The following is a 22344-nucleotide window of genomic DNA, read 5'->3' as shown; positions in this document are numbered from 1 at the left end:
TCATGGCGTCTCGCCACGCTCGTAACGCGCCAGCTCGGCGGGGTCATACCCCCGATCGTCGACAACCCGTTCTTCTTGCCCTGAGACGGGCTTGATCATCTTGTCGAGCATGAGCCTGGCAAGCTTGTCCAGGAGCGTGCGATTGCGTGTGGCGCGCGTGGCGAGCGCAAAGCCGAGTTCGGCGCCCTTGACCCGCTTTCGATAGGCCTTTTCCCGCTCGTTCATGCGGCGGTCTCGGCAGGGTCTAGCTTGTCGATCCGGCACGGAATCCCCTTGAGGTGGGGGATGCCTTGCTCGCGATCGAGATAATCCTCGTCGTCGGGGCAAAGCATCGCGTCCGAGTATTTCAGCGCACCGGACAATGTCTCGCCCCCTTGCGGCATCTCAGGCTTCCACCAGCCATGCGGGATGCGCACCAGGTCGTCGGGCATGGAGTCGCGCACGCCCACCTTCATGTGGATCTTGCCGGTCGGATTGGAGACCTGAACCCACTCGTCTTCAGCCACGCCCAAACTGGCGGCTAGCTTCGGGCTGACGAACAACACCGGTTCGGGACAACGCTCGCGGAGTTCGGGGATGTGACGTCCGCCCGTTTGAAAATACTCTCCCTCCCGCACGCCGGTGAACATCTTCAAGGGGTAGTCGTCGGTCATGTCCGGATCGAACCGGAAATAGGGCAAGGGGTCGAAACCCAGGCCCTCCAGGATCGAAGATTTCAGCTCCACCTTGCCGCTGGGCGTGGCGAACCCGGTTTTCTCGTACTTCCGAAAGGCCGGCTTGGGTGCGTAGATGTCGTAGGTCTCGGCGAACTCCTCAAATCCCATGCCGACCTTGTCCAGCCGCCAGTCGTAGAAGTCCTCAATGGTCTTCCACGGCACGACCTGCGGCATGTCCATGGCCGCGGCCAAGGTGCGCCAGAAATCGAACGTGCTGCGGCATTCCTCGGGCGGCTCCATCGCCTTCTGGGACGGCCGGTAGATCGACACCCAGCCATAGCCGTCCATCATCCACGGGCGTTCCAGCCAGCTGTCCGCCGGCATGACGTAGTCGGCCAATTGGGCGGTCGGCGTCATGAACTGTTCGTGGACGACGATCAGATCCTGATTGAGAAGCGCCCGGTGGATGAGCGGCATGTTGGCGAAGCTCATCAGGGTGTTGTTGCCCAGGGCGAAGAAGGCCTTGACCGGATAGGCCCCCTCCCCGGCCATGGCGCGGAAGGTGGCCGAGGGGTTGGCCATGAAACAGCCGGTGACCTGGTTGGCGTAGCGGTGTCCCCAGACCCGCTCGCAGGCGTCCAGCAGCGGCGCCTGCCCCCGGTAGGTGAAGGCCGGATGGGTGTCTGATCCGAGCTGCTTGGCCTTCTGCGCTTCATCCAGCACGTGATGCATCTCAATCTCGGATTCCGAGACGATCATCGGATTGAAGCCGTGCAGAACCTCGCCGCCCGGGACGTCGAGATTGCCGCAGATCGCGCGCAGGATCGATTGCAGCCGGATCGCCGAGGTGCTGTTGCGCTGCATGTCGGTGATCGGGGTCCAGGGAATGATCGAGGGCCCTTGAGCGTAGATCCGCGCCGCCGCCCGGATCATCTCGGCCTCGCACCCGGTGACCGCGGCGACCCGCTCGATCGGCCACTCCTGGACGCGCGCCTTGAGGTCCTCGAACCCAATGGTCCACTTGGCGACGAAGTCGTGATCGTAGAGGCCTTCGTCGAGAATGACCCGAAGCCAGCCAAACAGCATGACCGTATCGGTGCCCGCCTTCAGCGGCAGCCAGATGTCGGCCTGCTCGGCGTTCTCGCTGCGGCGAGGATCCAGAACGATCAACTTGGCGCCGCGCGCCTTGGCGCGCTGGATCTGGTTGTGAACCGGCACCCAGCTGTCGCGCTTGGGATTGTGACCGAACAACACGATGCAGTTGGTGCTGGAAAAATCCGCCATCGGGTACCAGCCGTAGGTCAGCCGGTTGATCGCCGCGGTGTTGCCCGCACAGAGCGCCACGCCGCTGATCCAGTTGGGCGATCCCACATGGTTCATCAGCCGCCGGCCAAGGCCGTGATCGGTCCCGGTATTCCACTGACTGGTCGAGACCGCCCACGCCTCGGGCCCATGCTGCGCGACGATCGCCTTCAGGCGCGCGGCAATATCGGCCATCGCTTCGTCCCAGCCGACCTCCTGCCACTGGCCCGAACCGCGCTCGCCCACGCGCTTGAGGGGGCGGCGGATGCGGTTGGGATGGGCGAACCCCTTGGGCGCGGCGATGCCCTTGATGCAGATATTGTCGCGGAAGATCGGATTGTCGGATGAGCGCACGCGCACGACCCGCCCGTCGACCACCTCGCTGACCACGCTGCAGGCGATATCGCATGTCGCGCAGAGGGTTTTTCTGGTCGTCACTCCCGCCTGTCGCGGCGTACGCGGCACGCCCTTCACGTCGGCCTGGTCCGCGTGCAGATCTGGCAACGCCGGCATCGGGAACTCCCTGCGTAATTATCGTTTTGGGGAGCTTACGGTGGGGGCGCCATGAGTCAATTCACAAACGGAAGTCAAGAAATCTCTGAGCTTTCATCGCCAAAATCATGACGGCATAAGGCTTGAACGTCGCGCCCGGGAAGGGCGGTGGCAAAGCGCTCAATTGACGCTTGAGGCGGTCCTGACACTTGGCCGGGACTAGCCTTCGACAAGCAGTGTGGGTTGAACTCTTTGCCGTGAACGGCTCTCACCAGCTTGACCAGGTACGCAGTCGACAAACCATGGACCTCCCCGCCACTGCCGCCCCGCGTCGACACCGGTCGCCTGAACAGCGGGCCGCCGAGCGCCTGCGCGTGGTTACGCGCGCTATCCCCATGATCGCGAGCTTCGGGCTGGCCCAGTTCGTCCTGGCCGACGCCTCCAGACGTGCGGGATTGCCGCGGTATCGCGCCAGCGCGCTCTTTCCCTCTCGCGCGGCCTTCCTTGTGGAGGTCGCCCGCACCATCGCCGAGAGCTTCCGCCAGGCGGTGGGTCCGGTCACCGGCGCTGCGGGCCTGCGCGCCTTCGTCGACCAATACTGCCGACAGTCCCGCGCCTATCCGGACGCCGCGCGCACCATGCACCTGATCCTCAACGAATGCGCCGTGGACAGCGTGCTGGGTGAAGCCATCAGAACGCTGTCGGACCGAAAGACGGCGATGCTGGAGGAGTTCTTTCGGGACGCAGCGAAGGAAAGCGGGCAACACACCGAAGCGCCCCAGGCCGACGCACTGCTGTTGCTGGCGACCTTGCGCGGCCTCGTCGCCCATTGGCTGGCGACCCGTGACGACGAGGCCCTGGAGGCGGCCCGAGGGCGGCTCCTGGACCGCCTGACGCTCGCCCCGCCCCTCGCCGCCTGACAGCCGCCTAGCCGATCGTCTTGAGCTGCTTGATCGTCGACGAAAAGGCCATCACCGGCTGGTCGTCGCAATAAATCGTGCCGCGCACGAAGCGCAGCGATCGGCCGCCCCCGGTGATCTCACCACGCGCGGTGAGCAGGCCGTCGATTCTGGCAGGACTCAGAAACTCACTGCTGAACGTCACGGTGAGACTGCGGAACTCCCGCTCCAAGCCCCGACCGATCATTGAAAGCGCGTAGTCGGCGAACGCCATGAGCGCCCCGCCATGAACGTTTCCATAGAGGTTGGCGTGATCTGGCCGCGGGCGAAAACCGCAAACCACCCGACCTTCCTCGAAGAAAACATAGAACGGACCGGCATAGTCTTCGAAGGCGATGGGCAGGAATCGATACCACCCCAGCCACTCGCTGTCGGTAGCGGCCTTGAACTCTTCGCTCGGCGCGTCTTGGCCACGGATCGAGGAGACGGCCTGAGCCGCGTTTGAAGTCATCCGATTTCTCGTCATGGGCGCGCTTGCGCGCCGGTCTTTAGGGGCAGTCCAGAGCGGGGTCTGGCGGAACAGGTCAGTCGGTCGACTTGAGGCCGGCGGCGAGGGCCTGAGTGGTCAAAATCGCATGCGCATAAGTCGGGCCATCGAGATCATGCGCGGCGTGCATCATTTCGGGGCTGAAGGCGGCGGTGGCGTCGCGCACGAGGGTCACGTGATAGCCCAGCTCCATGGCGTAGCGGGCGGTCGAGCCGATGCAGGTGTTGGCCAGAAGGCCCGCGAGGATGACATGGCTGATCCCGTGCTGCTTGAGCTGGAAGTCCAGGTCGGTGTTGGCGAAGCTGCTCTGGGCCCAATGTTCTTGGACAACGATCTCCCCCTCCCGGGGCGCAAGCTCGTCCCGCCAGTCTCCGCCCCAAGTTCCGCGCGCGAAGGTCTGGAACTTGGCGATGCTCTGCTGGGAAGGATTGGGATGGCTCCAGCCTTCGTAGTCGCCGGGCTCCCAGCGCCGGTGCGGCGCGTAGATCACCGTCAAGCCCGCATCCCGCGCGGCGGTCAGCAAGGCGCCGAGGTTTTCCAGCAGGTCGACGGACTCGGCGACAGGTCGCACCAGGGGCCACAGCTTGCCGCCCTCGGAGAGGAAGTCGTTGAAGACGTCGACCAAAATGAGCGCGGTGCGGGAAGGTACGTAGGCGCGGTCGGCCATGGCGAATTTCCGTCTCTGCAGATGGGCGCGACGCACCAATCCGGCGCCGTTTTGACGGCCGAGGCTATGACTATGAAAATCATAGTGTCAAATGAATATGAAAATCATAGTCTCTGATCCATGACGCCCCCGCTCGACACCACCCTGTGCCCGATCGACCGTTCAGCCGAGCTGATCGGCGACCGCTGCGCGATCCTCGTCCTGCGGGAACTTGCCCTCTGTCCGGCGCGCTTCGGCGAGCTTCAGGCCCAGACGGGGGTCAACGCCCAGCTGCTGTCGGACCGCCTAAAGCGCCTCCAGACCGGCGGGCTGATCGATCGGCGCGCCGACACGCATCACCGAAGCGGGTCCTATGGGCTGACACCCAAGGGCGCGGCCTTCATCCCAGTGCTCCTGGCCCTGCGCGCCTGGGGCGAAGCCTGGGTCAAGGACCCGTCCGAAGGCCTGGCGGTCGAGACGCGGCACACCGATTGCGGCGGTGAGGTCGACCTGGAGGGCCGATGCGGGCGCTGCCAGGCAGATGTCGACTGGCGCGCGCGGACAAGCTTGCCGACGGCGGCCTATGCGCAGGAGCGCGCCGCCCGGGCGACGCTCCCCGCCGGACGCCCCCGCCCCACCCCGACGCGCTAGCCGCTTATCCTTCCCATCCCAGATCGATCGTTCGGAGCCTATCGGTGCATAATCAGACCTTCGCGTTCGAGAGCGATTTCGTGGACACGTTGCGCTGCATTCCCATGGCTGTGCGCCTGAAACTGGACGAAGCGCGGATCAAGCTGACGCTTCGCCAGTGGAGCCAGTTGTCCACCCAAGCCCGTCGGGCTCTGCTCGACCAACCCTGTCGGACCCCCGCCGAGATCGTCGCCTATCAGGTCGAGCTGGGCCGCCATGTCGCCGAACAGAGCGATAGCCAGTTGCGGATCCTGCCAGACGACCAGGCCATCCCCCTGCCGCCTGTCGATGCCCCGCCCGAGCAAGTCGTCGCGTTCGCCGCCAGTAAGGCGGTAGCCCCGATCGCCCTAGAGGCTTGGGGCAACCTCTCGGACCTGCAGCGCTTCGCCCTAGTCAAACTCAGCCGGGACAACCACGACAACGTCAACTTCGTCCCGGCGCTGGCCGAGTTCGGCCTGCTGAGCCCTGCCGCCGCGCCCGGTTGATCAGCACGTCCGACCACACTCTACGCCCGCCGGACCCATTCCGCCCGCGCCAAGAAAAGACCGTGACCGGCGCCTTCCGCGCCTTGCGCCTGTCTCGACCGACACCGGCCAGACGGGCTCATCCACCTACCGGCCGCATGCTAGGCCACCATCCGGAAGCCGACCCCGCCCCTCTCAAGGGTGGTAAGGTATTTCCAGGGGCTGTCGGCCTCGCGCCGGACCACCTGGCGCCAGGACTTCAGCGTATGTACGGCCAGACCGATCGCGCAGCCCGCGGCCGCTCCGGCCAGGGTGTGCGCCGTCAAGGACCCCATCAGCACGCCGCTCGCGGCCGGCCCGCCGACCTCTGGGGTGAAGGCCTTCTCGGCGATCTTCTGCAACAGCGACTTGGGTTCGTTGATCGCCTCGTCGCCGAACACCGCCTTGGCCAGGGGCGTGAACCCCGCGCGGTCCTTTTGCCATTGGCCCAAGATCGCGTTGACCGTGTCGTCCAGGTACTCCTGCAGGATCCTGGGATCGCCGACCTGGGCCGGCAGTTCCTTGGCCTCGGCCTCCAGCGCCTGGCGAAATCGCGCGAAGGCGGCGCGCTCGTCGCGCAAGGCCACCAGGTCCTCGGGTCCCAGGCGGCTGACATCGCAGCGCTGGTAGACGATCACCTCGGCGATGCGCTGGGCGTTGACGGCGGGGTCAGGCAGACGATCCTCGGCCAACCGGTCGAGCAGGCCTTCGGCGCCGTCGGCGATCACCTGGCCATGAAGGTCAGGAAACTCGGTGACGACCGTCAGGCCCTCGTTCTGCGCCGCCGCGAACGCCAAGGTGGTCATGACCGCCGTGCCCAGGCGCGGGTGCAGCTCGATATAGGCGGGCCCATGTGGCCGCTCCGGCCGCCACGCCAAGTTTCGCTCCAGAAGGTAGTCCCGCAGTTGGGTCACCACCTTGTGGCGGTGGATCTGGAAGCCGGCGTTGGGCTGCAGCCTCTGGCCCCAAAGGTCGTGGCCAGCCGTCGCCGGATCGTAGCCCTCGTTAAAGGCTTCGCGCCCGAACCGCGATCGGAAGCCGACCTCATCGGCCTGGAAGCGCTTTTCGATGTTCCTGATCAAATCGTCCTGAGCGCGCCAGACGCGGCCAGCCATGAGATCGACCGGACGCAGGAGGGGGTGTCGCCCACCGGCCTCCCAACAGTAAGGCTCTATTTCGGGCGCGTCGGGCGGCGCGTCGAACTCCGGCGTCATGCGCGCTACGTGCGGAAAGAGCAGCAAGGTCTGCTTGAGCCACTCCACATCCCGCACGCGGATGTACGGATAGTTCAGCGCGTCCATCGTTCTGCCCCAACTCGTTGCCGCCACCTTAAGCGTGAGCACGAGCCAAGACCAACCCGAAGCTGCGACGCGAACGTCAGGATCGGACGTCCCCTTCGCCTCTCCAAAACTTCCTGAGTCCCGCCAAACCCTTACGCAACAGGCGTATCGCGTCGCCGCGCCGCTGCGTCGCACCGGCAAGGCCGTTGACTCCCCATCGCCAAAGGGAACAAAGGTGGAACAGATCACCTATCATCACCATGCTCTCGCCCACTTCCCCCACAGCGCTCGACGCGCTTCGCCGCAAGGTCCGCGCCCTGGAAAGCCAGGACCGCATCACCCGCGCGGTGCTGCCGTTCGGCATCGCGCCACTGGACGCGCGCCTGCCCGGCGGCGGCCTTGGCCTGGGCGCCCTGCATGAGGTCGCGGGCGGGGCGGATGAGGCGCTTCATGGCGCCTCGGCCGCACGGTTCGCCGCCGGGATCCTGGCCCGCGCGCAAGGCGAAGTCCTCTGGTGCCGGCGCCAGGCCGACCTCTTCGCTCCCTCCCTGGCCCAGGCCGGCCTGCCCCCAGAACGAGTGATCTTCGCCGACGCCGGCGACGAGGCCGGCGTCCTGGCGGCCATGGAGGAGGGTCTGCGCTGGCCAGGTCTGGCGGGGGTGGTCGGCGAGGTCGGCAGGCTTTCGATGACCGCCTCGCGCCGCCTGCAGCTGGCCGCCGAGAAGAGCGGCCAGATCGCCATCGCGGTCAGACGGTGGAAGCGGGTCGCCGACGCGGCCGATCTGGGCCAGCCGACGGCGGCGGAGACACGTTGGCGGGTCTCACCCCTGCCCTCCTCTCCGCTTCCGCCCCTCATTCCCGGCGTGGGTCGTCCTCGCTGGTTTCTCGAACTTCTCCGCTGCCGCGCCGGCGACGCCTTCGACATCGAGCTAGAAGCCTGTGACGCAAAGGGTCATCTCCGTCTTCCTGCCCCGCTGGCCCACCGACCGGCTAGCGCGCCTGCAGGGCAAGGCCGCGCCGTCGCCTGACACCCCGATCGTCATGGTCGGACGGGTGGGCAGACGTCGCGCGGTCGCGCACATGAATCTGGCCGCCGCCAGGGCCGGCTTGCGCCTGGGCCAGGCCGTCGCCCACGCCACCGCCCTTGTCCCGGGCCTTGCGCTGCATGACCTGGACGCCGCAGGCGACAACGCCGCCCTGCACCGGCTGGCGCTCTGGGCCCAGCGCCTCTACTCGCCCACCGTCGCGGCCGACCCGCCCGATGGCCTGGTGATCGACGCCACCGGCTGCGCCCACCTCTTCGGGGGCGAAGAAAAGATGCTGGTCGATATCCGGCGACGGCTGGAAGCGGTCGGCCTGTCGGCCAAGATCGCCATCGCCGACAGCTGGGGCGGCGCCCACGCCCTGGCCCGCTTTTCCCTGCGCCCGATCTTCGTGGTTACCCCCGGCGCCTTGGGCCGGGAGTTGAGCGACCTGCCGATCGCGGCCCTGCGCCTGCCGCCCGATCTCGTCCAAGCCCTGGCCAAGCCCGGCTTCGACACGATCGGCGAGCTGGAGGCCACGGCCAAGGGGCCGCTGGCCCATCGCTTTGGCCTGGAGCCGATCCGGCGCCTGGACCAGGCCTTCGCTCGCGAGCCAGAACCGATCGAGCCGGTGTTCGCCCGCCAGACCCTGCGGGTGGCCAAGATCTTCGCCGAGCCGATCGGCGCCCCCGAGACCATGGCCCGCTACCTGGGCGAACTGACTGTGGAGCTGTGCGCGGCCCTGGAGGCGGCCAGCCTCGGCGCCAAGGCGATCGACGCCTGGTTCTACCGTGTCGATGACCGCATCGAGTCCGCCCGCATCGGGCTTTCGGCGCCGGCGCGCGATGCGCCGCGGCTGGCCAAGCTGCTGTGCGAGAAGCTGGAGACCGTCGATCCGGGCTTTGGCGTCGACAAGATGGTTCTGGCCGCGCCGGGCGCCGAGCCCCTGGCCTACAAGCAAGGCGAGGCCCAGGCGGCGGGATTGGCCGGCCAGTCCGCCGCCGACCTTTCGGGCCTGATCGACACCCTGGCCGCGCGCCTGGGGCCCTCGTCCGTCTACCGCCTGACCAGCGCCGACAGCGACATCCCCGAGCGCAGCGTGCGCAGGGCCCCGGCGATCGAACGCCCGGCGGCCTTCTCCTGGCCGGTCGACTGGCCACGGCCCACGCGGTTTTTCCCGCGCCCAGAACCCATCGACACCGTCGCCCTCCTGCCCGACCAGCCGCCGGCCTCGTTCACCTGGCGAGGCGTGCGCCGCCGCGTGCGACGGGCCGACGGGCCCGAGCGGGTGTTCGGGGAATGGTGGAAGGCCGACCAGGAGCTGGCGCGCAGCCGGGACTATTTCCAGGTCGAGGACGAGGCCGGCGGGCGCTACTGGATCTATCGCGACGGCGACGGCGAGGACGCCGCCACCGGCAGCCAGCGCTGGTTCATGGCCGGGGTCTTCGGATGACCTCCGCCCAAGGCGCTCCGGAGGATCTCGGCGACTATGTCGAGCTGCAGTGCGCCTCGCACTTTTCGCTGCTCCGCGGGGCCTCCTCGCCGGGCGAGCTCTTCGACGAGGCCCAGCGCCTGGGCTACAAGGCCCTGGCGATCTGCGACCGCAACAGTGTCGCGGGCCTGGTGCGCGCCCACATCGCGGCCAAGGCGACCGGCGTGCGGCTGATCGTCGGCTGCGAGCTGGTGCTGCGCGACGGCATGACGGTCCTGGTCTATCCGACCGATCGGCCCGCCTACGGGCGGCTGTGCCGCCTGCTCTCCCTGGGCAAGGGCCGCGCGGGCAAGGGCCAGTGCGACCTGGACCTGGCCGACCTGGCCGCCCATGCCGAAGGCCTGATCGCGGTGCTGGTCCCCGACCAGCCCGACGACCTCTGCGCCCAGCAGCTGACCCGCCTGGCGGCGATCTTCGGTGCGGACGCCCATGTCGCCCTGACGCTTCGCAGGCGACCGGGCGATGCGCTGCGCCTGCATCAGCTTCAGGAGCTAGCTGAGGCGGCCGGTGTCACCCCGGTGGTCACCAACCGCGTTCTGTTCCATGACAAGGACCGGCGTCTGCTGCAGGACGTGGTCACCTGCATCCGCGAGAACACCACGATCGACGACGTGGGCTTTCGGCGCGACCGCCACGCTGACCGCTACCTCAAGCCGGCGGCCGAGATGCAGCGGCTCTTTCCCCGCCAGGCCGACGCCCTGGCCGCCTCGGTGGCGATCGCCCGGCGCTGCCGGTTCTCCCTCTCCGAGCTGAGCTATCAATATCCCCGCGAGGTCGTGGAGGCGGGCGAGACCGCCCAGCAGACCCTGGAGCGCCTGACCTGGGCGGGCGCGGACCAGCGCTTCCCCGACGGGCTCACCCCGGAGGTCCGGCGCATCCTCGACCACGAACTGACGCTGATCGGCCAGCTGGGTTATGCGCCCTACTTCCTGACCGTCCATTCGATCGTCCGCTACGCCAGGAGCCAGGACATCCTGTGCCAGGGCCGCGGCTCGGCGGCCAATTCGGCGGTCTGCTACGTGCTGGGCATCACCAGCATCGACCCCGAGCGCAACGACCTGCTCTTCGAGCGCTTCGTCAGCGCCGAGCGCGACGAGCCGCCCGACATCGATGTCGATTTCGAGCACGCCCGCCGCGAGAGCGTGATGCAGTGGATCTTCGAGACCTACGGGCGCCATCGCGCGGCGATCGTGGCGGTCGTCCAACGCTTTCGGCCGCGCGGCGCGGTGCGGGACGTGGGCAAGGTCCTGGGCCTGCCCGAGGACATGACCAAGGGCCTCTCAAGCCAGGTGTGGAGCTTTTCGCGCGAAGAGATCGAGGAGAAGCACGCCCGCGACATGGGGCTGGACCTTTCGGACCGCCGCCTGCGCTTGACCTTGGAGCTGGCCCAGCAGCTCCTCAACACCCCGCGCCATTTCTCCCAGCACCCGGGCGGCTTCGTCCTCACGCAGGAGCGGCTGGACGAGTTGGTGCCGATCGAACCGGCCCGCATGGACGGCCGCCAGATCATCGAATGGGACAAGGACGACATCGACGAGCTGAAGTTCATGAAGGTCGACGTCCTGGCGCTGGGGATGATGACCTGCCTCAAGCGGGGCCTGGACCTGCTCAAGGACCACAAGGGCGTGGCCCTGGACCTGGCGACCATCCCACCGGAGGATCCGCGCACCTATGCGATGATCCGCAAGGCCGACACCCTGGGCGTCTTCCAGATCGAGAGCCGCGCGCAGATGGCCATGCTGCCGCGCCTGAAGCCTCGATCCTTCTACGACCTCGTCATCGAGGTGGCGATCGTGCGCCCCGGTCCCATCCAGGGGGACATGGTCCACCCCTATCTGCGCCGCCGCGAGGGCAAGGAGCCCGTCAGCTACCCCAAGCCCGAGCTGGAAAAGGTGCTGGGCAAGACCCTGGGCGTGCCGCTCTTTCAGGAACAGGCCATGCGCGTGGCCATCGAGTGCGCCGGCTTCACGCCCGGGGAGGCCGACCAGCTGCGCCGGGCCATGGCCACCTTCAAGTTCACAGGTGGGGTCAGCCACTTCAAGACCAAACTGGTCGGCGGCATGGTCGCGCGCGGCTATCCGCAGGACTTCGCCGAGCAGACCTTCGCCCAGCTGGAGGGCTTTGGGTCCTACGGCTTCCCTGAAAGCCACGCGGCCAGCTTCGCGCTCCTGGCCTACGCCTCCTCCTGGCTCAAATGCCATCACCCCGAGGTCTTCTGCGCCGCGCTGCTCAACAGCCAGCCGATGGGTTTCTACCAGCCGGCCCAGATCGTCCGCGACGCCATCGAGCACGGCGTCGAGGTCCGGCCCATCTGCGTTAACGCCTCGCGCTGGGACTGCACGCTGGAGGAAGCCGCCGACGGCGCCCTGGCAGTGCGGCTGGGCCTGCGGATGGTCGGTAAGCTGGCGGAGTTGGACGCCGCGCGCCTGGTCCTAGCCCGCCATGAGGCGCCCTACCGCTCGATCGACGACCTCTGGCGGCGCGCCCAGGTCGGGACCGGGGCGCTGTCACGGCTGGCCGAGGCCGACGCCTTCGCTCCCAGCCTGAAGCTCGCTCGCCGCGAGGCCGGCTGGGCGATCAAGGGCCTGCGTGATGTGGCCCTGCCGCTCTTCGACCAGCCTGGCGCCAGCGACCTCAACGAGCCGCCGCCGGCCCTGAAGGCCATGACCGAAGGCCGCCAGATCGTCGAGGACTACAGCCATGTCGGCCTTTCCCTTCGTCGTCATCCCCTGGCCCTGCTGCGCGACGATCTCCACGCCCAGGGCTACGCACCCTGCCAGGCCGCGGCGCAGGGGCGGGACGGCCGGTTCATCAAGACCGCCGGCCTGGTGCTGGTGCGCCAGATGCCCGGGACGGCCAAGGGGGTGATGTTCATGACCCTGGAGGACGAAACCGGGGTCTCCAACCTGGTGATCTGGCGCACGCTTTACGAAAAGCAGCGCCGGGTCGCGCTCTCGGCCCATCTGCTGGGCGTGGAGGGCCGCATCCAGCGCGAAGGCGAGGTCGTCCACCTGGTGGCCTACAAGCTCCACGATCTCAGCGGCCTGCTCTCGACCCTGCAGGATCGCGGCGCCGACGCCGGCGATCTGGCCTGGGCCCGCCGCAGCCGCAACTTCTGCTAGGACCCCCATGAGCGACCAGCCCAGTCTCTTTGCCCTGACCGACGCGCCGCGCGCCGCGCCGGCCGCAGGATTGCCCGAAGGCTTGCTCTACCAGGCCGACGCGATCGGGCCTGCCCAGGAAGCGCAGGTCGCTCAAGCCATCGCCGCCCTGCCCTTCAAGCCGTTCCAGTTCCACGGCTATGAAGGCGCCCGTCGCGTGGTCTCATTCGGCTGGGCCTACGACTTCGCGCGGCAGGTGCTGGAGCCGGCCGAGCCGATACCCGCCTTCCTGATGCCCTTGCGAGACCGGGTCGCGGCCTTGGCCAAGGTCCCGCCCGAAGCCTTCCAGCAGGCCTTGGCCATCGAATACGCTCCGGGCGCGGGGATCGGTTGGCATCGCGATCGGCCGCAGTTCGACATCGTCGCCGGCGTCTCGCTGCTGTCGAGCTGTCCGTTTCGTTTCCGGCGCAAGGTTGGCGAGCGGTTCGAGCGGGCCACTTTGCGACCCGCGCCGCGCTCGGCCTATGTGCTGACCGGCCCCGCGCGCACGCAGTGGGAGCACTCGATCCCACCGGTGGAGGCCCTGCGCTATTCGGTGACATTCCGGACCGTCAGGCGTCCGCTCGGCCGCTAAAAGACGAGCGGCCCCAACCGTTCCGTCCCTAGTGGGAACGCAGTCTGCGGCGTGCAAGTTGTCGTGGCGTGCGGATCGCGACCTTGAACATCAACAACATCAGAAGCCGCTTCGACGCCCTGATCGAATGGCTGGACGACGCCCAGCCCGACGTCGTCTGCCTACAGGAGCTAAAGACCGAGCAAGGCCGCTTCCCGTTAGAGCCCTTGGAGCAGATGGGCTACCGCGCGGCCTGGAAGGGCCAGCGGACCTGGAACGGTGTGGCGATCCTGGCCCGCGACATGACGCCCGTGGTGACCCGCACCGCGCTTCCCGGCGAGCCTGATCGCTCCCAGAGCCGCTATATCGAGGCGGCGGTCGGCGGCGTGCTGATCGGATGCCTCTACCTGCCCAACGGCAACCCCGTCCCCGGCCCGAAGTTCGACTACAAGCTGGCCTGGTTCGAGGCCTTTATCGCCCATGCCCAGAGCCTGATGGTCAGCGGCGCTCCGGTCGTTCTGGCCGGCGACTACAACGTCGTGCCCACCGAAGCCGACATCTACCCCAACCATTCCTATGGCGGCGACGCGCTACTTCGCCCCGAGAGCCGCGCGGCTTTCAAGCGCCTGCTCGATCAGGGCTGGACCGACGCCCTCAAGGCCAAGCATCCGGACGTCACGCCATGGACCTACTGGTCCTATCTGCGCGAACGCTGGCCCAAGGACAAAGGTTTGCGCATCGACCACCTGCTGCTCCCCCCCGATCTGGCCGAAGACCTCATCGACGCCGGCGTCGACCGTTGGGTGCGCGGCCTGGACGGCGCGAGTGATCACGCCCCGGCCTGGATCGAGCTGCGTCTTTGATGCACCGCTGCGGCGGCGCCCCCAGAACGGCTTTGCGTCGGTCTTCGGCCACGCCTAGCCTCGCCAGGACCCAGGCCCTACAATCGGCGACATGCCACCACGTTCACGTCCGAGGGGCCGCCTTCTGACGCCCGCTGGATGGGCGGGTTTGGTCGCCCTAGCCCTCCTGGCGATCGGCCTGATCCTCACCGCCGCGCAATTGGCGATCCGGTAGCCGCCAGAAAATTCGACCGACGTACTACCCGGCACAGGGGGCCGGCGTGTCTGCACTCCACACATCGTGGAGCAAAGCCTTTGCCGTCCGGTCCCTCGCCGCACCCAGTCGACCAGCATGTCGGCGCCAAGATCCGACTGCGCCGCAAGGTGCTCGGCCTCAGCCAGGCCAAACTCGCCCAGGGTGTCGGGCTGACCTTTCAGCAAGTGCAAAAGTACGAGCGCGGCTCCAACCGCATCAGCGCCTCGATGCTCTACCGGGTCGCCGCGCTGCTGCACACCAGCCCCGCTTGGTTTTTCGAGGGTCTCCCCGCCACCGACGGCGACCAAGCGCCGACGATAGAACAACTGGAGAAGGCCAAGGCGATCACCGCCCTGTTGGCCAGCCCCGACGGGCTGGCTCTGGCCGTCCTGCTGTCCGGTCTGGATCGGCGTCGACGTCGCAGGGTCCTTGCTTTGATGACGGCGCTGGGCGAACCGACTCGGGAGGATCAGGCGGCTTAGGCGGCTTTGCCGCGCCGTCCGCGGACGAAGACCCGGTCGGTCGCCATGAACCGCTCGAGCATCCGGGTCGCCAGCTTGGCCGGCTCGCCCGGTTTGCCGCCCGTCTGGTCGGCCAGCATCTTGGCATAGGCCTGGAGATCGCGATGGACGCTGGCCGGCAGGTCCAGCGTCACCTTCACGGGCGTATCGTCCTCAAGGGCCCCCAGCTTCAGCTTGCCGCTCATGGCGCCTTCCTTTCATCGACATAGGGTTCAAGCACGAGGTCGCGGGTCAGGAGCACGCGCAAGGGCGCGCCCGGCCGGATCGTCAGTGTCGGCGCCAAGTTCAGGCTCTTGCCGACCATCTGCTGGCCCACCGAACTGGCGGTGTCGGCGCCGGCGCGGCGCAGGGCGCGGGCGAGGTCGGACTCCTCGCTGGAGGAGCCGGCCTCGGACCCGATCGCCAGCAGGGTCGAAAGCCCCGCCGCCGCCAGCACGCGCCCACCATGGCGGTCGACGCCGTCCTGTAGGCCGGCCATCCCTTGCGCGTCGGCGCCGGGCAGCTTGTCCAGCACGATGGACCGCCCCGACGGCAGGGTCAGGCGTGTCCAGACCACGGCCAAACGGCTCTGGCCGTTCTTGACCGCAGCGTCGTACTCGCCAATCAGCCGCGCGCCTTTGGGGATCAAAAGAAAGCCTCCGCCGAGGCTGTCGAACACGTCCTGGGTCACCTGCGCGATGGCCAGGCCCGGCGTGTCCGAACGCAAACCGGTGACCAAGGCCGCGGGGATCACCGCGCCGGCCTGGAGAACATAGGGCGAGGCCGGCGCTTGCAGACGCTCAACGCTGGTCAGGCGCGGATCGCCCCCATCCGGCTTGCTCTGCGCCAGCACCAGGGCCGGCGCAGCGCTCGACAAGATCGACGCTTCATCACCGGACGAGACCGCGGCGGTCACGAACAGGCCGCTCTGGATCGCGGCCTGATAGGCCTGCCGACGGGCCTGGATCCGCGGGTCGGGTGTCGCCGCCGGCTGCGGCGCAGCGACGGGCGGCGGATCGGCGCCAATCGGTGCGGACGCCGCGTCTTGCCGTGCCCGGGCCGCGCTCAGCATCGGGCGGCCAAGATCGCCCGGCAGCGGCGGTCCCAGCGCCGGCGTCCCAGCCGGGCCAACATAGCCGCGCGGCAAGGCGGTGACGGTCTCGGGCGGCTGGGCCATGGCGACCTTCGGCTCCTGGGGCGAGGCTTTGCGCTTTTCCATCAGCGACCAGCTTATCGCCCCAGCAACCCCCGCGATCAGGACGGCGCCGACGATGACCAAGGCGCGCCGGGAGACACGGGCGACGGGGCTCGGCGCGCCACGCAGGCGCAGGGTCTGGGCGATGGTCTTCTCGGCTTGATCGGCGTCTTGGCTCATCGGCCCGCCTCCTGGATCGGGGTTGTGCGGGCGATGCGCACGGCCAGGCCGGCCCGCTTGGCGCCCAGGCGCAGTTCGGCGCGCTCGAAGAGCCGATCGACGATGATCCGGCGGCCCTCGACGCGATAGTTGACCAGCTCGGCGGTCTTGCCGTCCGGACCGATGCGGTAGAGCGGCGGCAGGTCGTCCATGGCCACGGCCGGGCCGAAGTCGACAAACACGCGCTGGCCGTCGTCCGAAACGGCGACGGGACGCCAGTTGGGGTACGGACCGTTGATCTTGTAGGCGAGGTTCAGCGGCCGGTCCGGCTGCTCAGGCGGGACGATTGGCTCTGGGCCGGGCCCTCGGATCGCGGCGGCCGCCAGGACCGGCGGCGCCGCGTCGGCATAGCGCCAAGCCACTTGCGATAGCCAGGTCCGGGCCGAAGCCCGCAGCTCCAGGTGATAGGTGCGCCGATCGGTATTGATGATCAGGTTCGTGGCCAGGCCCGAGGCCGTCGGCTTGATCATCACATGCACGCGCCGCTGCGCGCCCTGGCCGCTGGTGGTGTCACCGATCACCCAGCGTGCGGTGTCGCCGGCCGCCACGGGCCCAGAGCCGACCAGGATCTCACCGGGCTCGAGCACGATGTCAGTGATGCGGCCCGGCGTGGCGATCACCGGATAGACCGTCTCGTCGCGGTAATCGAAGCGCTTGGCGCCGCCAGGAACCTGTAGTTGGACGGAGGGTTCGGCGGCGGCTATGCCCGGGCAGGCAAGAGCCAGGCACGCCATCAGGAGTGAGCGGGTCATGCGCCGAACTCCTTGGACCAGGCGATGCCGGAGACGTAGACGCCCAGCGGGTTGGCCCGCAGCCCCTCGGGCGTGCGCGGTGGAACGAGGTTGAGGGTCAGGATGGCGCTCCAGCGCTCGGTGGCGGCCAGCTGGCCGTCGGCATAGCGCTGCTCGGTCCAGGCCACCCGGAAACTGCCCGGCGTGGCGCGCACGACGCTGGAGACGCTGACCACCACCTGGGCGCGGCCGACCTGGGCGAAAGGATCGGCCCGGCGGGCATAGTCGGACAGGGCCGCAGCCCCGGCCGCATCAGTGAAGTCGTAGGCCCGCAACCAGGCCTGGCGCATCACCACCGGGTCGGTGGACACCGCGCGCACGTCGGTGATGAAGCGCGCCAAGGTCCAGGCGATCATCGGATCGGTCGGCCTGGCGCCTTGAATGGCCGGCGCAGCCACCCTCGGCTCGCCGAGCTTGTCGACCTCGACCACCCACGGCGTCACCGAACCTCGGGTCGCCAGCCAGGCCAGACTCCCGCACAGGGCCGTGTTGGCCATCAGCAGGCCCAGGGCCGCCAGGCGCCAGTTGGCGGCCTGAACGCGGGCCGAGCCGATCCGCTCGTCCCAGGCCTGACCGGCCCGCTGATAAGGCGTTTCCGGCGCGGGGGTCGCGCCATAGCGCGCCGCGCCCTTGAAAGGGTTCATCCTAGTCCTCCTTCAGGCTGGGGGCGGCGTCGCCGCCGGAGTGGTCGCCGCCGCCGGCGGCGTGGGCGGCGATCTCCGCGCCGCGGGTCAGGGCGTGGCGGTCGGCAAGGGCGTGGGCCCAAGCTGGGGCCATCGGTGCGCCGCCCCCGCCCTCCCCGCCGCCGCCCTCGTCGTCGCTGGCTTTCGGCGGCGGCATCGCGAAGCCTGCGCCGCCGCCACCGCCATTGCCGCCAGGCGGTGGGAGGCGCGGCGCCCCGGAGGGCCCGCCATCGGGCGGCGGCAGAGACCCACCGCCGGGCGGCGGAAGTCGACCGCCGCCCGCGGCGGCCGCGCCAGCCGCGCCGCTGCCGCCAACGCCGCCGAACGACACCCCCGAGACCGCGCCGGCCGCCATCTGGGCCGCGCCGGCCGCCGCCATGGCCATGCCGCCGACGACCAGGCCCGTGCCCACCGCAGCGCCCGCGCCGAGCTGCGGCGCGCCGGAGACGAGGCCCGATGCGACGCCGGGCCCGAAGATCGACAGACCAAGCAGGGTCAGGGCGGCCAGGGCCATGGCCAGGACCTCTTCCAAGGTCGGCTGGCCGGTGGCGGCGCTGGTGAACTGAGAAAACAGGGTCGACCCGATGCCGACGATCACCGCCAGCACCATGACCTTGACGCCCGAGGCCATGACGTTGCCCAGGACCTTCTCGGCCAGGAAGGCGGTGCGCCCAAAAAGGCCGAACGGCACCAGCACGAAGCCGCACAGGCTGACGAGCTTGAACTCGATCAAGACCACGAAGATCTGCACGGCGATGATGAAGAACGAGACGATCACCAGGATCGCAACGACCAGCAGGATCAGGATCTGGACGATGTTCTCGAAGAAGCCCGGGAAACCACCCAGGTCGCTAGCCGCCTGCAGGATCGGCTTGCAGGCTTCGATGCCCAGGGCCGCCAGCTTACCCGGCCGCAGGAAGTCCTCGGCCGAGGTCCCCACACCCCCCGCCTTCAGGCCAAGGCCCGAAAAACTCGCCAGCACGATGCCGGTCAAGGTGTGGAAGTTGCCGATCAGGAAAGCGAAGAACCCCACATAAAGGGTCTTCTTGACGAGCCTCGCCAGCACATCCTCGCCCTGGGACCAGGCCCAGAAGAGCGCGGCCAGGGTCACATCGATGGCCACCAGCGTCGTGGAGAGGAACGCCACCTCCCCGCCCAGCAGGCCAAAGCCGCTGTCGATGTAGCTGCCATAGACGTCGAAGAAGCGGTCGATGACGCCGGTGTCGTTCATGGCCTCCGCTCCCCGAAGAAGCGAGCGCGCGCGACGGCCCAGGCCCGCCGGCAGGCGTCGTCGTCCTGGGCCGCCTCGCCGAGATCCCGGCAGCGACCGAGCTGATCGTCACGTTCAGCGACCGCCGGGGCCGCCGATGGCGGCGGTGGCGGCTCATGTCGGCCGCGCACGGCGACGACGACGACGCCGATCAGGATCCAGGACGCCGCAGCCAGACCGATCGCCCACCTCATTGCGAGCCCGTCCCCATGAACTTGGCGAAGCGCGCCTTGGCGTCGGCGCGGGCGGCGGCTTGACCAGCGGCCTCCAGCGCCTGGGCTCGGCCTTGAGCGGCGGACAGAGCGATGAGGTCGGCGAGCATCTGCGATTGGAGGGCCAGGAGCTGGTTGCCGGCTTGGGCCGCCTGCAGCCCGCCGACCGCGCCTTGGCTGGCCCCGACCAGAGCGGTCAGCTGATCGCGGCTGGCGCCGAGACCCTCCACGACGCCGGCCTGAAGCTTCAGGGCGTCCTGAAAGCCGGCCATGGCCGTGGTCCAGCGGGCGTCGGCCCGGGCGGTCAGCGCCGCATCCGACGCCGACAGGGAGGCTGCGCCATAGTTGGTGGTGAACGCCTGCTGGATGGAGGCGACGTCGTAGGCCAGGGCCTGGGCCTGGCCCAAAAGCTGCCGCGTCCGGTCGACCTGAGCCTGAAGTGTGGCCAAGGTCGAGTACGGCAGGCTGGCCAGGGTCTTGGCCTGGCCGATCAACATCTGCGCCTCGTTTTGCAGCGACGCGATCTGGTTGTTGATCGTCTGCAGCGTGCGCGCGGCGGTCAGGACGTTCTGCACGTAGTTGGTGGGGTCGAAGACCACCCACTGCGCCTGGGCGGCGGGCGCCGTCAGGGCAATGGCCGCGGCGGGCGCGCAGAAGAGCGCCGCCGCCAGGCGGCGTCGGGATAAGGTCATGGCAGGCTCTCCGATGAAGAAGGCGAAGCGCCCGCCGCCCCCGAGGTCAGAAGATCGGCTGCCCAGGTCAGGCCGCGCAGCCGCAGCCACGCGGCCGCGAAGCCCATGCGCCCAGCGGCGGCGAGCACGGCGCTGATGGCCGCCTGGTCTGCCTTGGAAGACGCCGCGCAGAACGCCAGGGCCACGGGCCCCAGACCCAGGTCGAAGAGGCGGTCGCCCAGGCGCGATTGCAGGTAGTAGTCCCGCGTCGGGGTGGCCCGGGCGAGGATCTCGATCTGTCGATCATTGAGCCCGAACCGGCCGTAGGCAGCCGCCCCTTGGGGCTCCAGGGCGCGGGGGTTGGGCAGGAAGATCCGGGTCGGGCAGCTTTCGACGATGGAGGCGGCGATGGGGCTGTCGACCACGTCGGCCAGCGACTGGGTGGCGAAGATCACCGAGGCGTTCTTCTTCCTCAGGGTCTTGAGCCATTCGCGCAACTGCGCGCCGAAGGCTGGATCATCCAGGGCAAGCCATCCCTCATCGATGACGATCAGGGTCGGACGGCCATCCAGCCGACGGCCGATCCGGTGGAAGAGATAGGTCAGGACGGCGGGCGCCGCGGCGCTCCTGGCCAAGCCCTCCGTCTCGAACACCTGGACATCAGCCTGGCCCAAGGCTTCGCCCGCACCGTCCAGCAGCCGACCAAAAGGCCCGCCCAGGACGAAGGGCGCCAAGGCCGCTTTCAGAGGCTGACTGGCCAAGAGCGCCACCAGCCCCGTCAGCGTGCGTTCGCCGACCGGCGCGCTCGCAAGACTGCCCAGCGCGGCCCAGAGGTGGTCACGGACGGCCGGTGTGATCTCGACGCCTTCGCGGGCCAGGACGGCGGCCAGCCAGCCGGTCGCCCAGGCGCGCTCGTCCGGTTCGTCGATCCGCGCCAGCGGCTGGAGGGCCACCGCCCCGCCCTCGCCCGACAGGTCATGGAAGTCGCCGCCCATGCCGAGCGCTGCGGCCCGACTGGACGCGCCGAAGTCGAAGGCGAAGACCTGTGCGCCGGTGTAGCGGCGAAACTGCAGGGCCAGCAGCGCCAGGAGCACGCTCTTGCCCGCGCCGGTCGGCCCCACCACGAGGGTGTGGCCGACGTCGCCGACATGCAGACTGAGACGGAAGGGCGTCGAGCCGGCGGTGCGCGCCAGCAAGAGCGGCGGGCCGTGCAAATGCGCGTTGCGCTCGGGCCCGGCCCAGACCGCCGACATCGGCGCGATATGGGCCAGGTTCAGGGTCGAAAGCGGCGGCTGGCGGACATTGGCGTAGACGTGGCCGGGGATCGTCCCGAGCCAGGCCTCCACGGCGTTGACGCTCTCACGAATGACGGTGAAGTCGCGGCCCTGGATGACCTTCTCGACGAGGGCCAGCTTGGCCTCGGCGACGGCGGGATCGTCATCCCAGACCACCAGGCTCGTGGTGACATAGGCGTAGGCGACCGCATCGCCGCCGAGGTCCTGCAGGGCCAGGTCCGCCTCAAGCGCCTTGTTGGAGGCGTCATTGTCGACGAGAGGCGACGGCTCCTGGGTCAAGGCCTCGCGCAGCAGGACCAGGACGGACTTGCGCTTGGCGAACCACTGGCGACGGATCTTGCCCAGCAGGCCCACGGCGTCGGTCTTGTCCAGGCACAGGGCCCGGGTGCTCCAGCGATAGGCGATGCCGAGGCGATTGAGCTCGTCGAGCAGGCCCGGCGTCGTGGCGGCCGGGAACCCGGTCAGGGTCAGCACCCGCAGGTGCGCGCGGCCCAGGCGCGGCTCCAGGCCGCCGGCCAGCGGCTGGGTGGCCAGCAAGGCGTCCAACTGCATCGGGGTCTCGGGGGCGGCCACCCGCTGGCGCACCGTCGAGACGGCGCCGTGCAGCACGCTGAGGGTCTGGCCGTCGTCCAGCCAGGCGACCTTGGGCATCAGGCCGTCGAGCAGGGCCAGAAGGCGATCGGAGCGATCGATGAAGCCGGTCAGCGCGGCGCGCCAATCGAGACCGTCCCCTGCCCGCCCTTCGACGAACAGGCCTTCGATCCGGCCGCGACGCTCGGCCGGCGGCAAATAGGTCAGGGTCAAATAGTACCGGCTTTCGAAGTGCTCGCCGGTCTCGACGAAGGCGGCCTTGCGCTCGGCCTCGACCAGGGCCGAGACCGGGTCGGGGAAACGGCTTTCCGGGTAGGCGTCGGCGGGGTCGCGCCGGGCCTCGACGAAAAGCGCCCAGCCTGAGCCCAGCCGGCGCAGCGCCCCGTTCAGCCGGGCGGCGACGGCGGCGACCTCCGCGTCCGTGGCCGAGTCCAGGTCCGGCCCGCGAAACTCCGCGGTGCGTTGGAAACTGCCATCCTTGTTGAGCACCACGCCCGGCGCGACCAGGGCCGCCCAGGGCAGGAAGTCGAAGAGGCGCGCAGGGCGCCGGCGGTATTCCCGAAGATCGAGCATGGC

At 68.8% G+C, this 22344-nt stretch carries 22 protein-coding genes; 9 read left to right on the top strand and 13 right to left on the bottom strand.

The window, feature by feature from the left end; translation table 11 throughout:
• Both DI526_RS03110 and DI526_RS03105 read right to left on the bottom strand, forming a co-directional pair.
• The gene (locus tag DI526_RS03110; protein WP_304273917.1) at positions 1–225 is read right to left on the bottom strand and encodes a hypothetical protein; all 225 of its coding nucleotides are present in this window, start codon (positions 223–225) and stop codon (positions 1–3) included.
• Positions 222–2471: a molybdopterin-dependent oxidoreductase gene (locus DI526_RS03105; protein ID WP_304273916.1), complete on the bottom strand. Its 2250-nt coding sequence runs from the start codon at positions 2469–2471 to the stop codon at positions 222–224. Before DI526_RS03105 ends, DI526_RS03110 begins: the two co-directional genes overlap by 4 nt.
• A 374-nt stretch (positions 2472–2845) precedes the next feature.
• On the opposite strand from DI526_RS03105, the gene DI526_RS03100 reads away from it, so the two are divergent.
• Complete coding sequence (locus DI526_RS03100) at positions 2846–3370, top strand: TetR family transcriptional regulator C-terminal domain-containing protein (RefSeq protein ID WP_304273915.1); 525 nt, start codon at positions 2846–2848, stop codon at positions 3368–3370.
• 7 nt (positions 3371–3377) lie between these two features.
• On the opposite strand, the gene DI526_RS03095 is transcribed toward DI526_RS03100, so the two are convergent.
• Together DI526_RS03095 and DI526_RS03090 are read right to left on the bottom strand one after the other, a co-directional pair.
• The gene (locus tag DI526_RS03095) at positions 3378–3860 is read right to left on the bottom strand and encodes a PaaI family thioesterase (protein ID WP_304273913.1); all 483 of its coding nucleotides are present in this window, start codon (positions 3858–3860) and stop codon (positions 3378–3380) included.
• A gap of 73 nt (positions 3861–3933) precedes the next feature.
• On the bottom strand, positions 3934–4563 hold the full coding sequence (locus DI526_RS03090; RefSeq protein WP_304273911.1) for a cysteine hydrolase family protein: 630 nt from the start codon (positions 4561–4563) through the stop codon (positions 3934–3936).
• A gap of 120 nt (positions 4564–4683) precedes the next feature.
• Here DI526_RS03090 and DI526_RS03085 point away from each other — a divergent pair, with 120 nt between their 5' ends.
• Positions 4684–5193, top strand: coding sequence for a helix-turn-helix domain-containing protein (locus DI526_RS03085; protein ID WP_304273909.1), 510 nt, complete (start codon positions 4684–4686; stop codon positions 5191–5193).
• A gap of 44 nt (positions 5194–5237) precedes the next feature.
• The gene (locus DI526_RS03080; RefSeq protein ID WP_304273907.1) at positions 5238–5717 is read left to right on the top strand and encodes a nitrate reductase associated protein; all 480 of its coding nucleotides are present in this window, start codon (positions 5238–5240) and stop codon (positions 5715–5717) included.
• A 140-nt stretch (positions 5718–5857) separates the two neighbouring features.
• On the opposite strand, the gene DI526_RS03075 is transcribed toward DI526_RS03080, so the two are convergent.
• A complete protein-coding gene (locus tag DI526_RS03075; protein ID WP_304273905.1) occupies positions 5858–7036 on the bottom strand; it encodes a hypothetical protein in 1179 nt (392 codons plus the stop codon).
• 239 nt (positions 7037–7275) lie between these two features.
• Here DI526_RS03075 and DI526_RS03070 point away from each other — a divergent pair, with 239 nt between their 5' ends.
• The 6 genes from DI526_RS03070 to DI526_RS03045 all read left to right on the top strand — a co-directional run bounded on the left by DI526_RS03070 (position 7276) and on the right by DI526_RS03045 (position 14823).
• Positions 7276–8043, top strand: a complete 768-nt coding sequence (locus DI526_RS03070) for an ImuA family protein (protein ID WP_304273904.1) — start codon at positions 7276–7278, stop codon at positions 8041–8043.
• Complete coding sequence (locus tag DI526_RS03065; protein WP_304273902.1) at positions 7955–9490, top strand: DNA polymerase Y family protein; 1536 nt, start codon at positions 7955–7957, stop codon at positions 9488–9490. Before DI526_RS03070 ends, DI526_RS03065 begins: the two co-directional genes overlap by 89 nt.
• Complete coding sequence (locus DI526_RS03060; RefSeq protein ID WP_304273900.1) at positions 9487–12651, top strand: error-prone DNA polymerase; 3165 nt, start codon at positions 9487–9489, stop codon at positions 12649–12651. Before DI526_RS03065 ends, DI526_RS03060 begins: the two co-directional genes overlap by 4 nt.
• Positions 12652–12658: 7 nt before the next feature.
• Positions 12659–13264: an alpha-ketoglutarate-dependent dioxygenase AlkB gene (locus DI526_RS03055; RefSeq protein ID WP_304273898.1), complete on the top strand. Its 606-nt coding sequence runs from the start codon at positions 12659–12661 to the stop codon at positions 13262–13264.
• An 83-nt stretch (positions 13265–13347) separates the two neighbouring features.
• Positions 13348–14106 (top strand): exodeoxyribonuclease III, encoded by a 759-nt coding sequence (locus tag DI526_RS03050; protein ID WP_304273897.1) that lies wholly within the window; start codon positions 13348–13350, stop codon positions 14104–14106.
• 294 nt (positions 14107–14400) lie between these two features.
• Positions 14401–14823: a helix-turn-helix domain-containing protein gene (locus DI526_RS03045; protein WP_304273895.1), complete on the top strand. Its 423-nt coding sequence runs from the start codon at positions 14401–14403 to the stop codon at positions 14821–14823.
• Here DI526_RS03045 and DI526_RS03040 read toward each other — a convergent pair.
• The 8 genes from DI526_RS03040 to trbE are packed head-to-tail and all read right to left on the bottom strand — an operon-like array spanning position 14820 to position 22341.
• On the bottom strand, positions 14820–15047 hold the full coding sequence (locus DI526_RS03040; RefSeq protein ID WP_304273893.1) for a DUF2274 domain-containing protein: 228 nt from the start codon (positions 15045–15047) through the stop codon (positions 14820–14822). The genes DI526_RS03045 and DI526_RS03040 overlap by 4 nt on opposite strands.
• A complete protein-coding gene (locus DI526_RS03035) occupies positions 15044–16216 on the bottom strand; it encodes a TrbI/VirB10 family protein (RefSeq protein WP_304273891.1) in 1173 nt (390 codons plus the stop codon). Before DI526_RS03035 ends, DI526_RS03040 begins: the two co-directional genes overlap by 4 nt.
• A complete protein-coding gene (gene trbG / locus DI526_RS03030; protein ID WP_304273889.1) occupies positions 16213–17007 on the bottom strand; it encodes a P-type conjugative transfer protein TrbG in 795 nt (264 codons plus the stop codon). The genes DI526_RS03035 and trbG overlap by 4 nt, the downstream gene beginning before the upstream one ends.
• Positions 17004–17690 (bottom strand): conjugal transfer protein TrbF, encoded by a 687-nt coding sequence (trbF, locus tag DI526_RS03025; RefSeq protein WP_304273887.1) that lies wholly within the window; start codon positions 17688–17690, stop codon positions 17004–17006. The genes trbG and trbF overlap by 4 nt, the downstream gene beginning before the upstream one ends.
• Position 17691: 1 nt before the next feature.
• Positions 17692–18960 carry a P-type conjugative transfer protein TrbL gene (trbL, locus tag DI526_RS03020; protein ID WP_304273885.1) on the bottom strand — a complete coding sequence of 423 codons (1269 nt, stop codon included), beginning with the start codon at positions 18958–18960 and terminating at the stop codon, positions 17692–17694.
• Entirely contained in the window at positions 18957–19193 is a 237-nt protein-coding gene (trbK-alt, locus tag DI526_RS03015) for a putative entry exclusion protein TrbK-alt (protein ID WP_304273884.1), read from the bottom strand. The genes trbL and trbK-alt overlap by 4 nt, the downstream gene beginning before the upstream one ends.
• On the bottom strand, positions 19190–19903 hold the full coding sequence (trbJ, locus tag DI526_RS03010) for a P-type conjugative transfer protein TrbJ (RefSeq protein WP_304273882.1): 714 nt from the start codon (positions 19901–19903) through the stop codon (positions 19190–19192). Before trbJ ends, trbK-alt begins: the two co-directional genes overlap by 4 nt.
• Positions 19900–22341 carry a conjugal transfer protein TrbE gene (gene trbE, locus DI526_RS03005; protein ID WP_304273880.1) on the bottom strand — a complete coding sequence of 814 codons (2442 nt, stop codon included), beginning with the start codon at positions 22339–22341 and terminating at the stop codon, positions 19900–19902. The genes trbJ and trbE overlap by 4 nt, the downstream gene beginning before the upstream one ends.
• Positions 22342–22344: the final 3 nt, after the last annotated feature.

Origin of the sequence: Caulobacter segnis, from assembly GCF_003243465.1 — a bacterium.
Taxonomy (GTDB): domain Bacteria; phylum Pseudomonadota; class Alphaproteobacteria; order Caulobacterales; family Caulobacteraceae; genus Caulobacter; species Caulobacter segnis_A.
Note: the sequence above shows the minus strand (reverse complement) of the source record. Positions and strands in the feature narration are given on the sequence as shown.